Source organism: Pedobacter fastidiosus, assembly GCF_014306625.1.
Lineage (GTDB): Bacteria > Bacteroidota > Bacteroidia > Sphingobacteriales > Sphingobacteriaceae > Pedobacter > Pedobacter fastidiosus.
This window is the reverse complement of the sequence record NZ_JACRYL010000003.1, coordinates 103551-117223: the sequence shown is the minus strand read 5'-3', so window position 1 is coordinate 117223 and position 13673 is coordinate 103551. Positions and strand designations below refer to the sequence as shown.

The following is a 13673-nucleotide window of genomic DNA, read 5'->3' as shown; positions in this document are numbered from 1 at the left end:
TTAAGCAAAAAATAACCAAACAATAATGAAAAAAACAATTTTATCTGTTGCGGCAATAGGTTTATTCGCTGCAACTTTAGCATCATGTAATAGCACTAAAAAGGCAGAAGGTTCAAAGGATTCATCTGCAGTTGAAGTTACAGATTCTACTAAAAAAGATTCAACAACAGTTGTTGAGAAAACTACAACTAAATCTGATGCACCTACTTTTTCTAGTGATGAAGTTAATAAAGGTTTAGCTGAATATGCTAAATTAAAAGATGAATACATCGCAGCTTTAAAAAGCAAAAATGCAACTGAAATCCAAGCTTTAGGTACAAAGTATGCAACTTGGGCGCAAAGTTCTTCAACTTGGGCAAGCAAATTGAAACCAGATGAGGTTCAAAAATATTCTGACTACATGACTAAATTGAGTCAAGAGTGGACTGCCGCTGCAACTGAAGCTGTAAAGTAATTAGTAATTTCTATATGATTAGGGTTGTGCTTCTGCACAGCCCTTTTTTATTTGCAATCAACAGGTTTAAATTCCATAGAATTTTCAAACTTGAGTTGACTGATGTTTTTAAATTTCATTTTTCCATCAACTTCCTCCGATTCTCCAAACCCTTCTACAAGTTTCCCATCTTTTTTTAGCCAAACAACTTGTCTAACAGATGCCATGCCTTCTGATTGAAAAGTATAATTTGCAATAATGGTATCACCTTTAACTATTCCGGTAATCGCTCCATTATTTTTATCTTTCTCGTAAAGCTTATAACTTAAATCTCCAGATACTGTATTGTTTGTTGTAATAAGTTTCAGTGTTGCCGTATCTCTATTTTTGATATATACAAAACACTGATTTGAGTTTTTAGTTGTATCTACATCAGCGATAATTGTAGAATCAGTAGTAGTTATAGTTTTAGTGGTGTTGCTTTGGCAAGATGCCAATAGGGCAGAAGCCACAGCCAAAATAGGAATGATATTTTTCATTAGATTATAGAATTGATTCTCTTATTTGAAGCAAAGCCCTTGCCAAGATTGGTCTAGAAATAATTTCGATAAAATTCTATAAAACTAGAAAGCCCCGCATAAGCGAGGCTGACTAAACAATTAAACTAGGTTTTTACCAAACGTAAGTTGCTACAGCACCTTTATCTAAAGTACTGGTAACAATTTTGCCGTTGTATTTTATATTAAAAACTGTTGCATCGTTATTGTTGTTGCAAACAATCAAAACATTTTTACCATCTGGGGTTTTAAAAGCTACGTTTTGTAAATTGCTAATCACATTCGAAGCAATACGAACCGAACCTGGTTTTACGAATTTAGAAGCATGACCAATAACATAATAGGCAACATTCCTACTCACCGCAGGGGCAACAGTAATAGCACCTAAACAGGTTGTACAGCCACCTTTATCAGTATGTGGATTATAATTAGGATCTGCAGCTAAATTCCACTCCAAAACATTTCGGCTCCAGTTACGCGTAGCACCAACAATTAATGTAGAAACATGCCATTTCAAGTCTTCAGAGAAATTGCCTGGCCCTCCAACCCATTGCTCAGTGAAGTAAACATTTTTATCGGGGTGTGCGTTATGTACTTGGGTTAAGGCCGAGATGCTCCCTGCGTATAAGTGAAAAGCAGAACCATCAACATATTTTTTAGCTTCAGTATCATTTAATATCGCAATCGGATATTCAGGTTTATCTGCATTATGATCATAAACAATTATTTTTGTAGTGATTCCTGCAGTTTGGAAAATTGGTCCTAAAGCTGTTTTAATAAAGTTGGCTTGATCCAAAGCTTCCATATACATACTTGGATTATTGCCCGGGTGCAATGGTTCATTTTGAGGCGTAATGGCATCAATTGTAATTCCTTCTGCTTTCATAGCCTGAATATATTTAACCAAATACTTAGCGTAGGTTTGATAATATTCTGGTTTTAAACTACCTCCAATAAAATTTTTATTTGTTTTCATCCAAATTGGTGCACTCCATGGAGAACCCAAAATTTTGATGGTAGGATTAACAGCAACAATTTTTTTAAGTACAGGAATTAAATCTGCCTGTTCTTTGGCCAAGGAAAATTTAGCAAGTGCTTCATCCGTTTCGCCATCTGGCAAATCATTATAAGTAAATGGTGCAGCACTCAAATCGGAGGCGCCGATGCTGATTCTTAAATAACTTACGCCAATTGCATCATCAGATGTTCCGAACAATTCGTTAATCAATTTATCTTTATCCGCTGCCGGAAGTGCGTTTATTAAACTTGCACTTCCACCTGTTAAAGTATAACCAAATCCATCTATACTTTGAAATGTAGTTGATGGATCAACTTCAATAGTGGGATTACTATTCGTGGTTGCTGAAAAATTAAGAGCTACATTTTGCTTTTTAAATAGAACTGATTGATCGCCTTTTGTCAGCCAAAAACCGACCTCAGTTTTCACAGGTTCCGTGGAAACTGGTGGTTGCTCGGTAATTGCACTCTTCGGACTTTTACTGCAAGCACAAGCAACAATTAAGATGCTTAGGGCAGTACCCAAATTGTAAATTGGTTTCATAATTATGGTTTTGGTTAGAGATTTTAGGGTATTCCTCATAGATTTTTTAAAGAAAATAATGCGATAATGAATAATTGAAATAAGGCTTGCTCCAGAAAACTGGAACAAGCAATATGCTCTGCCAAATGGCAGAAGGTTTAATTTGTGTAATTAAAACTCTTTTCTGATGGGCCAATCTCAACTTTGAATTTTCGACCTCAGTATTGATTTAGAAAAACATTTTAGGTTTACTACTTTTAAAAATGTAGCATGCAAATGGTCTTTGTAAAAGGTATTTATAAATCAAAGGCGACTAACGCCGCCTTTGATTTATTTAAAGAAACTAACGTACGTTAGGGTTTTTGTCTAGTTCATCCTGCGGAATCGGGAAATATAGTTTTCCGGCAGTAACATTGTAATTTAAATTTGCACCAGCACCATCTGTCTGGGCATTCATTACAGCCATCGCTCTGTTAGTTCTTAATAAATCGAACCAACGTTGGCCTTCAAAAGCCAGTTCTAAACGACGTTCTTTTTCAATTGCTAAACGCATGCTTGCTTGATCAGTTGCTGATGTAATACCTAACTTCACACGGCCACGGATTGTGTTTATAATCGTTGCAGCAGAGGACCATCCACCAGCACTTAATTCATTTAAAGCCTCCGCTTTTAAAAGCATAATATCGGCTAATCTCAAAATATAGTTGTCAGATTTATCATCAGCACGATATTTATTGATATATGGGTAGCTAGTTTTAGACCAATAAGAATCGCTCCAGCCTTCAGATACTACGTTATTAAATTTGATACTCGAAGCTTTACGAACTGCATCGCCTTCATTATCAAATGCTTTTGCTAAATCATTCGATGGTGTATTAAATCTTTTCCATCCCGTACCAACAAGAACACTCGGCATCCAGTTACCGTGTAAACCGCCGTAACCATCGTACTGCATTTCCCAAATGGCCTCTGAATTGTTTTTGTGGTTAGAATCCCAAAGGAAATCATAGTTAGAAATTAACGAATAACCTCCATTGATAACCGCATCACAATAGGTGCTTACTTTAGCCCAATCTGGAGTAGCTTTAGAAGCATAAACCTTCGCAAGTAATGCATTTGCCACACCTTTAGTCATAATACCTTTATTTGGTGCAGATGAACGTGCATTGGCAGCACCGTATTCCAAATCGGTAATTATTTGCGCATAAATTGCATCAACACTTGCTTTAGATGGATAAAATTCCGAATCATTTGTTGGTACTTTAACAACCAACGGAACCGAACCCCAAGTTCTAACCAAATTGAAGTACATATATGCTCTTAAAATGCTCGCTTCAGCCAGAATCTGCTTTCTTCTATCTCCAGCATCAAGCTTCGCATCCTGAATGTTTGGAACATTAGTTAAAATTAGATTACAGTTTTTAATATCGCTATATAAAGAGTTCCAATCTCTGGTTACGTTTCCATTTGTAGAATTAACAGTAAACAAATCTAACTGGATGTTTGCTGGATTATCTCCACCTGCATAGGCATTATCTGATCTTACGTCGCCGTTTGTCATATAATCCCAAATGTGGTAATCGTTATACATACCATCATAAGCACCTTGAATTAATTTCTCTGCTGCCGCTGCATCAGCAAAAGCTACATCGGGCCCAACTTGTGTAATAGGGGTTTGATCTAAGAAATCTTTTTTGCAGCTGCTTAATGCCAATGTAATGGTGCTTGCCGCGATTAATGAATATATTTTAAGTTTCATTGTTTTCTAAATTAAAAGCCTACGTTAACACCGAATATAAATGTTCTTGATTGAGGATAAGTACCATAATCGATCCCCATTGATGGTCCGTTTGCTGAGTTTTGATTAACCTCTGGATCAAATCCAGTATAGTTGGTAAACGTTAACAAGTTATAAGCGCTGGCATAAATCATAAATTTACTCATTTTCAATTTGCCCAAACTCATTGTTCCAAAGTTGTAAGAGAATGTAGCTGTTTTTAAACGCAAGTATGAACCATCTTCCACAAAACGGCTAGAGGTTAGCGTATTGCTACTATTATCTTTAATTGCTTTCGGAACATCAGTAATCTGTCCAGGAGTAGTCCATCTATTTAAAACAACAGCCGATTGATTTTTCGAATCATTCATGCCTTCAAGTTCCATTCTAGATGCGTTAAACATATCGTTACCTTGAACGCCTTGGAATAAGAAGTTTAAACCAAAGTTGCCGTAAGTAAATGTATTGTTAACACCATAGGTGAATTTTGGTTGCGCAGATCCGATAAACGTTCTATCATCAGCAGTAATTGCGCCATCACCGTTTAAATCTTGATAAACGATATTTCCTGTTTGAGGATCAACGCCGTTTGAAACATAACCATAGAAACTTCCAAGCGGACGGCCTGGAACAACTCTGATTGCTGCATCACGCTCGTAGATTCCACCAAAATTAATCGATCCAACTCGGCTCCCTAAACTGGTTACTTTGTTGCGGTTTAATGAGAAGTTAAGGTCTGTGTTCCAGGTAAACTTATCATGAACAATGTTTTTGGTTGATAAAACAAACTCTAAACCTTTATTTTCCATATTACCAACATTGCTTGCAATGCTACCGAAACCAATAGAATTTGGAAGTGGTTGGTTAATTAATAAATCTTTAGTCTTTTTCAAATATGCATCAGCAGTGAAAACGATACGGCTATTAAACATCGTTAAATCTAAACCTATATTGGTTTGAGTAGTCTCTTCCCATTTCAAGCCTGCGTTTGGCAATTGAGAGAATACATACGATCCTTGCGTAGTTGGTGTATACAATTCTAGATAAGAATAATCTCCAATACCTTCATCGTTGCCAACTTTACCCCAACTTGCTCTTAATTTTAAATCATTAATTGCCTTAACATCTTTTAAGAAATTCTCTCCAGAAATTCTCCATCCAACTGATGCCGATGGAAAGTAACCATATTTGTTTTCCGAACCGAAGCGAGATGAACCATCTGCTCTAAAATTGGTGCTAAATAAATATTTGCTATCGTAGGCATAAGTTAAACGAGCTAAATAAGAACGTTTAGACCATTGCGAAGCTGTTGGTAATTGAACAGGGATTGATGTTCCTCTATCTAAAAGCTGACCGTTAGTGCCAATGAAATTCTGCTCATTGTAACCTAAATAGTAATATTTCGATTCTTGTAAAGTCATACCACCAGTTGCAGTAAATGCATTTTTACCCACATTTTTAGTGTAGTTTAAAATGTTCTCATTTAACCATACTCGGTCTGTACTAAAGTTTGCATTTCTAACCCCTTTTTGAGCTCTACCATAATCAGTAGAATAAGGATCGATAAAATACGAATAACGATTATCGTTATTGTTTGTACTGATGCTTGATTTGAAAGAGAATGCTGGCGTAAATTTCACCTCGGCAGCAAATGCACCTAAAAATCTGAAATTTCTACTGCTGTTTTTCGCAGCCATAGCATTCGCAACAGGATTTTCTGAACCACCTTTATATGGATTGAAAGCGTATGTTCCGTTTGCCGCATAAACACCAATTGTTGGCGGAGTAGTTAGCGCAGATAAAATTGTTCCACCTCTTGCAACGTTCGCATTATCGCTAACATCAATAGAGTTGCTTTGCGTTATTGCAGCGTTACCCGTTAATTTTAACCATTTGGTAATGTTTTGCGAACCATTAAAGTGTGCAGTATATTTATCTAATTGAGCCGGATTTACTACACCTTTATCTTGTTGGTAACCTGTAGAGAATGAATATACACCACCTTTAATACCTCCAGAAACTGATGCCTGATAACTATTTTGAGTTCCGGTGCCAAAGGTTAAATCTTGCCAATCGGTGTTTTCGTTGCCTAAACCATTTGTATCATAACCTAATTCCTTCATCAATGCGATGTATTGATCTCTGTTTAATACCTCTTGTTTCTGCCACAAGTTAGAAAAACCTGTAAAAGCATTAAAGCCTACTCTAATTTTATCAGAGCTTCCTTTTTTAGTGGTAATTAAAATAACACCGTTCGCACCGCTCGATCCGTAAATTGCAGCAGCAGAAGCATCTTTTAAAATTACTAAGCTTTCAATATCAATAGGATTTAAGAAACTCGCATCTCTCGATGTAACTCCATCAATAACATACAATGGGCTATTAGATGCATTAATTGAAGTATTACCACGAATTGTAATGGAAACACCCGAACCAGGTTTACCAGACTGAGAACTGATTTGAACCCCTGCAGCTTTACCCTGTATGGCTTGAAGTGGATTTGTAACCGGTTGATTTTCGATATCTTTTGCAGATAACGAAACAACAGCAGTTGTTAAATCTTTTTTGGTTGTAGTACCATAACCAATCACCACAACTTCATTCAGTTGTTGGTTGTCATCAGACAGGGTTACGCTTACCGTATTACGATTATTTACAGCCTCTTCAACTGTTTTATAACCTATAAAAGTAAACTCTAATGTCGAATTTTGTGGGGCACTAATCGTAAATGAACCATTGTCTGCCGTGGAAGCACCTTGGTTGGTTCCTTTTATTTTAACAGAAACGCCAGGTAGTGGCAGTCCCTTTTGGTCTTTTACCAGACCCTTTACAGTAATATTCTGGGCCATACTCACCGAGATGGCACAAAGAATACATACAATAAGCAATGTAAACTTTTTTCTCATAATTTTTGCTCTGATTAAAATTAATATGAGGTAAAGTTAACACCGATTTAACGTAATAAACAAGCTTTATATATAATTATTTTTAGTTAACTAATTGATAATTAGCATTTTGTGTTAAAATCGATACGCTTTAATACCGTAACTATTTTCTATAGTTTCAGCTTGATTATCAGCGTTTAAGCTATCTAATGATTGAGCCAAGCGGAAGCGAATTGATACGCTTGGATACCTATCGTTTTTAATCAAAAAAATGTTTTCGATAACGCATTTGTGACGAAGAAATGAGACTATTTTATTCAATTACAAGCTGGCTCCAGCCATTTTTTGCTGATTTTTTTAGTGTTTTCTTCCTGTCTTCCATTACCTTTTTTATGCGGGCACCAAAGGTCCAACAGGTGCTTTGCCTAATCGATAAAAGCTCAGATAATTTATGCGATGATATTTTTCCTTTTGATGAATAGATTAGAAAAATCATATAGAAGGCTTTATTAATCGGAATCCGCATATTATGAAAAATGGTATAGGTTGTAACCGACTCTTCGTAACCACATTTACTGCATCTACGGCTATGTAAAATATGCCCATTAAAGTAATGATCGTTACTGCACTTTTTACAGTGATAACCGTTTGCCCATTTCAGTTCGGCTAAAAACTCATAGCAACTTTCCTTATCGGGATAAATTTTACTAAACTCCTCAAAATCAACCTCGGTATTCATTACACGATCGCGGGTAACTTTTTCTACATTAGTTTGGAGTTCAATATTATCATGTTCCAACAAAACATTCATCCTAGATATTTCTTCTGCCTGTTGTTGTAAGAGCAAGTTTACCTCTTCTAATGCTTGGTTTTTACTTTCGATGATCAAAGATTTGTGGTAAACCTCACGCGTGCGTTCCTCAACCTTACTTTCTAATTCGAGGTTTAATGTATCTTTTAGCTTAGCATTAACAGCCATCTGCCTGATGATTTTTTGCTGAGCTTTATCCTTTTTCATTTTCAAAATCCGAACCTTATCTCCGATAGCAAAGGATAGGAAAACCATTTCTAGCACGAAACAAAAGCTCAAGCTGTAATAACTAACTGCGCCAAAGTTTAACCAGCCAATGCCGAGCATAATCAAAAACTTGAGTGTAAAGCCGGCAAATAAGAAACTGTAGCCCAAAACGAAGAAACGTGCGGGCTGATAGCCATTTTTATAAATGTAAATCCCTGTAAAGAAAGCAACCGAAAGGGGCACAGCCTCAATAAATTTATAACTGAATAAAGTCTGATCAAATAAATAGCAATACACGAAAAATGCCAATCTAAAAGCAATTACTCCAAGGATGAGTCTATTTAATTTCGGTGCTTTAGCCTTTACGAAAAGCAATTCTCTGGTAAAAAGGAGCGCGAATACACTCGTAGCACAGAGTGCAAAAGCATAGGCAACTTGATTCCAAGCGGGCGCATTTGGCCATAAGTACTGATAAGCAATTCCATCGGTACTCATCTCAAAAAAGCCAACACTTAAATTATAAAGTACATAATATAGGTATTGCTTTTGCCTAATGGCGATGAACATAATCAGGTTATAAAAACTGAAAACGAGGATCATTCCATAAAAAATGCCGAAGTAGAAATATTCATCTAATGCATAAGAAATAAACCATTCGGCAGTTCTGAGCACAATGATCACATCAGAAATCTGTGAGGATTTTATTTTGAAATAATAGGTTTGTATTTCATTTCCCTTATTCTCAATTGGAATTTCAAAGTTTTTGTGATGAATTAAACGCTTGTTAAATTCGTTTGCATCACCAAGTTCTTCTACTTTAAACCTGTTGTCGCTTTGAGGAATGTAAGCGGTAATGTGATCAATGGTTTGATCAAAAAACTCTAAAATAAAAGGTTTTTTCGCCAAATCATTTTTCTTGATTTTTATCCGAAACCAATAGGTTTTATTAAGTTCTTTAGTTTGAGGTGTACTCGTTAAGCTTGCCTTAAATTGTTTCTCAAATTTTTCGCTTTTAACCTCATCAAAAGAAAGTTTGCCATTTGCATCTTCAACAACCTCAATTTGTTTAAAAGTAAAAATATGTTGGGGAACAGAATCTTGCACTTCAACAATTTGTTGTGCCTTTAAGCCTGAAATTGTAAATCCGAAGATTACAATAGTATAAAGAAATGCATTTTTAAAATAGGATGGAATCGGCATCGACAGCAAAGGTACAAAATTGTATTTATCCGCTATCTATAACGTAATCAGCACAATCTCATTTTAAAAAATTAATGAAATACTGGTGCCTTTTCCTTCTTCTGATTTAATCTCGACATCAATCTTGTGAAATTTCGCGATACTCTGTACAATGGCCAAGCCTAAACCGAAACCGCTTTCATCCGTATTGCCTCGCTTAAAGCGATCAAAAGCATCTTCAACAAGCGCTTTACTCATTCCAGAACCGGTATCGCTGATGATTAAAACATATTGTTGTTGATTCCTTTTCCCAGCGATAAATAAATTACCACCTTCAACGTTGTATTTTATCGCATTGTTGATGATGTTCATTAGTAAGGTATGAATGAGTGCTTTATTTCCGGTAAAGTTGAAATCATCTTCGAGATGGAGTGTATAGTTGATGTTTTTATCTGCAATACGATCTTCAAGATCTTCGTAAATATCAATTAATTCCTGCTTCAAATTAATTTCTTCAGTTTTTAAATATTGATTATTTTCTACTTTGGAGATCAGCAATAAACTGTTAATAATCACCTTTAAACGATTCAATGTTTTTAATGAAGCATAAATTTTGTTCTCATGCTCAACTGGAATTTCTGGCGTATTCAACATGTTTTCGAAACGTGTGCTTAAAATCGAAATGGGCGTAAGCAACTCGTGAGAAACATTGGCAATAAACTGCTTTTCTAATGCGAAAAGGGTGTTTATTTTCCGCATAAGTGAATTTATACTGTTATCCAGAATCTTAAAATCATCGGTATTGGTGGGGATATTTTCGTAATTATAATGTGTAGGGTCATCAACCCGATTAATCTTCTTATCTATAATTAAATAGAAAGGTTTGAGCAAAAAGTTTGAAAAAGCATAATCCGTAATTAAAGTAATTAATAAGGCAGCCACAAGAACAATCAGCATGTAAAATCGGATTATATTCTTGATAGACTGCAAAGCGGTCATGGTTTCGCCGATTTCTAAATTGTACCAATTGGTGTGGTACAAAAACTTATAATTCAAAATTCGATAAACCTCAACATCGCCTTCAATTTCTCTCTTTTCTGAATATATTTTTGCTATGGAATCCTTTTGGTTATCGGGAATATCGGTTAAAACTATAAATTCTTCCTTTAAGATATTGTAATCTGTAAAGGATTGCTGGTTGTTTAAAAGACTATCAATTTCATCATCATTGAGGTGTTCGATGATTTTGCTTTTCTTTTTTAAAAGCCTGTTATCCAATTGATTATAGGCTAATCTATCCAGAGAAAATAAAATGATAGCACCCAATACCAAGATAATGGCAATTTTGGTGATGGCATTGTATAAGGAAAACTTAACCTGTAACTTCATTTTTATTGATCAATAGTTCATTTGAAATATCCAAACTAACTAGCAATTAATTCTGTATCCGATACTTCTAACGGTTTCGAACCAATCAATTGGAGTAATTGCAGTTAATTTTTTTCTCAGGTTTTTAACGTGAACATCAACGAAATTAGAGTCTGAATTTACTTCCAAAATATCGCCCCAAACATGCTCTGTTAAGCTCATTCTTGAAACGACACGATTTTTGTTCAACACCAAATAATTGAAAATTTCAAATTCTTTTTTGGTTAAGTTTAACCGTTCCTCACCAAAAGAAACTGTTCTGTTTTGAATATTTAATAAGAAATCGTGAATGTTGATTTCGTTTTTTTCTAGCTTGTGTTTTCTTCTGGTAATGGCATGCATTCTAGCCAAAAGCTCATTTAAAGAAAATGGCTTAGGTAAATAATCATCCGCACCTTCATCCAAACCTTTTATGCGATCATCAACAGCGCTTCTGGCTGTTAAAATAATTACTGCATCATCACGATCTTTCATGGTTTTGAGTTGCTTCAAAACTTCAAAACCATCCCCATCAGGCAATCCTAAATCGAGTAAAATAAAATCATAATTGTTTACAAAAATCTTTTCCTCTGCTGATGATTTTTTCCAGGCATGTTCAACTATAAAACCCTCATTGCTTAAGAATTCATCCATTTCCAATGCTAGGCTTTTTTCATCCTCAACGATTAGTACATTCATTTTAGTGGCAAGTATTTAGTAGCAAGTATCAAGATCGAGCGCAAAAAACAACAAAAGTCACAAAATTTCCCCTTTTAAACTTTAGACTAAGCTTTTGGTCTTTAGCTTCAGTCTTTAGTTTTTCTACTTTAGTCTTTTAGCTTTAGTCTTTCCGCTCAACAACGAAGTTAATATTTTTTAAGATGATTGAACAAGCTTCTTCTATTTCTTCTTTGGTAATAATTAAAGGAGGAGCAATGCGCATGGAATTACTACAGTGCAGAAACCAATCTGATAAAAGACCATCTAAAATACAGGCATCAATAATTTTTTTATTTATTTCAAAGCTCTCGAATTCTACTGCCAACATTAAACCCTTGCCTCTAATTTCTTTAATTGCTGGATGTTGCAACAGCTTTTTAAAGAGCAATCCTTTTTCTTCAACCTCTACAACTATTTTTTGATCAATTATTGTTCTTAAAGTTGCCAAACCAGCTGCGCAGCATACAGGGTGACCGCCGAAAGTTGTCATGTGGCCCAATATTGGCGTATGTGATAAAACTGACATAATTTCGAACGAACTGATGAAAGCACCGATTGGCATTCCACCACCCATTCCTTTAGCTAAAAGCAAAACATCAGGTACAATATTGTAATGTTCGAAGGCGAACATTTTTCCACTTCTACCGATACCTGATTGAATTTCATCAAAAATAAGCAACGTTCCAGTTTCGTTACACTTTGCTCTTAATGATTGCATATAAGCTAAATCAGCCACTCTAATTCCAGCCTCACCTTGTATGGGTTCGATGAAAACAGCAGCGATTTCGTTGGTAATTTTATCTAAATCGGCTAATTTATTATGTTCAATAAAATAAACATGAGGTAAAAAAGGACCGTAACCTGCTGAATAGAATTCGCTTTCCATTAAACTTTCTGCACCATGCGTACTGCCGTGATAGGCATTTTTGCAAGCAATAAAACCTTTCCTGCCCGTGTAGCGTTTAGCCAACTTCATGGCACCTTCTACAGCTTCGGTTCCCGAATTTAAAAAGTAAGTACAGCTTAAACTTTCTGGTAAAATATCGGCCAATGCCTTCGCAAAATTTACCTGCGGGCTTTGCACATATTCGCCATAAACCATTAAATGCATGTAGGTTTCGGCTTGTTCTTGTATGGCTTTAACTACCGCTGGATGACAGTGGCCAACATTGCTCACGCCTATGCCCGCAATAAGATCGATGTGTTTTTTATCATGAGAATCGTAAATGTAGATTCCTTTAGCTCTTACAAATTCTAGTAAAAGTGGCTCTGGGGAAGTTTGCGCATTATGTTGTAAAAACAACTGACGTTGTGTAAGCATGCACAAAAATACGGAAATGGTGTTTATTTTAGTTTTTATTCGCCATTTTTTGATAAAATTTCGAGTACCTTCTACCTATCGCAATTTTTAAACCGTTATTTAAAATTACGTATGTGCGCTCAACTAGTTTTACTCTATTTTCAGCTACAATAAATGATCGATGAATTTGCGAAAAGCCATTTACATTTTTTAATGATATCAATATTTCTGATAGGCTTGAATTGGAGAATATGGTTTCTGTTTCTGTGGTAATTTTAGTAGCTCTTTCTTGGGCTTCGATTGATACTATATCTGCCACTTTTATTTTGATAAATTGGTTACGTTGCTCTACACTTTTTACAATAATAAATTCAAGAATATTAGGTTGAATGTTCAGCTTTGACTCCAAAAATAATTTTTCAGTACTCTTCGTAAACCTTGACTGAAGTATGGGCTTTAACAAAAAATCATCGGCTTCTAACTCATAAGAATTAGAAGCGTAATTAGCATGTGCGGTAGTAAAAATGAGTTTTTTTGTTCGATGCCTTATTAATTTTGCCAATTCTAAACCATTTATTTCTGCCATTTCAATGTCTAGGAAAATAATGTCTACCGGTTTTGAACGCTTAGTAATTTCTGAGAGTGCAACAATTGGATTTATATAAGTTTTTATCAACTTAAGATCAGGATCATCTGCAATATAATCAGTTAATAATTCTAATGCAGAAAATTCATCATCAATGGCGATGCAGGTGTACATGTGTTATTCCTTAATGAGTTTAAAACTTGGATGTAGTAATTAAGGAATGATTGTAACAAAACTATGTAATTAGTTTAATTTAAACAAAAGAATAATT

At 35.3% G+C, this 13673-nt stretch carries 10 protein-coding genes; 1 reads left to right on the top strand and 9 read right to left on the bottom strand.

Annotated elements, in window-relative coordinates; genetic code table 11:
• Positions 1-25 precede the first annotated feature (25 nt).
• Positions 26-454 (top strand): hypothetical protein, encoded by a 429-nt coding sequence (locus H7U22_RS04165; RefSeq protein WP_187070088.1) that lies wholly within the window; start codon positions 26-28, stop codon positions 452-454.
• Positions 455-501: 47 nt separating this feature from the next.
• Here H7U22_RS04165 and H7U22_RS04160 read toward each other — a convergent pair whose 3' ends face one another.
• The 9 genes from H7U22_RS04160 to H7U22_RS04120 form a co-directional block, all read right to left on the bottom strand.
• A complete protein-coding gene (locus H7U22_RS04160) occupies positions 502-972 on the bottom strand; it encodes a hypothetical protein (protein WP_187070087.1) in 471 nt (156 codons plus the stop codon).
• A 133-nt stretch (positions 973-1105) separates the two neighbouring features.
• Entirely contained in the window at positions 1106-2551 is a 1446-nt protein-coding gene (locus H7U22_RS04155; protein ID WP_187070086.1) for a glycoside hydrolase family 30 protein, read from the bottom strand.
• Between the two features lie 322 nt (positions 2552-2873).
• On the bottom strand, positions 2874-4289 hold the full coding sequence (locus H7U22_RS04150) for a RagB/SusD family nutrient uptake outer membrane protein (RefSeq protein WP_187070085.1): 1416 nt from the start codon (positions 4287-4289) through the stop codon (positions 2874-2876).
• A gap of 11 nt (positions 4290-4300) precedes the next feature.
• Positions 4301-7213, bottom strand: coding sequence for a SusC/RagA family TonB-linked outer membrane protein (locus H7U22_RS04145; RefSeq protein ID WP_187070084.1), 2913 nt, complete (start codon positions 7211-7213; stop codon positions 4301-4303).
• Between the two features lie 292 nt (positions 7214-7505).
• A complete protein-coding gene (locus tag H7U22_RS04140; protein ID WP_187070083.1) occupies positions 7506-9410 on the bottom strand; it encodes a 7TM diverse intracellular signaling domain-containing protein in 1905 nt (634 codons plus the stop codon).
• A 63-nt stretch (positions 9411-9473) separates the two neighbouring features.
• Positions 9474-10778, bottom strand: coding sequence for a sensor histidine kinase (locus H7U22_RS04135; protein ID WP_187070082.1), 1305 nt, complete (start codon positions 10776-10778; stop codon positions 9474-9476).
• 39 nt (positions 10779-10817) lie between these two features.
• Positions 10818-11495: a response regulator transcription factor gene (locus H7U22_RS04130; protein ID WP_187070081.1), complete on the bottom strand. Its 678-nt coding sequence runs from the start codon at positions 11493-11495 to the stop codon at positions 10818-10820.
• A 142-nt stretch (positions 11496-11637) separates the two neighbouring features.
• Positions 11638-12837 (bottom strand): aspartate aminotransferase family protein, encoded by a 1200-nt coding sequence (locus H7U22_RS04125; RefSeq protein WP_187070080.1) that lies wholly within the window; start codon positions 12835-12837, stop codon positions 11638-11640.
• A 28-nt stretch (positions 12838-12865) separates the two neighbouring features.
• Positions 12866-13576 (bottom strand): LytR/AlgR family response regulator transcription factor, encoded by a 711-nt coding sequence (locus H7U22_RS04120; protein WP_187070079.1) that lies wholly within the window; start codon positions 13574-13576, stop codon positions 12866-12868.
• Positions 13577-13673 lie beyond the last annotated feature (97 nt).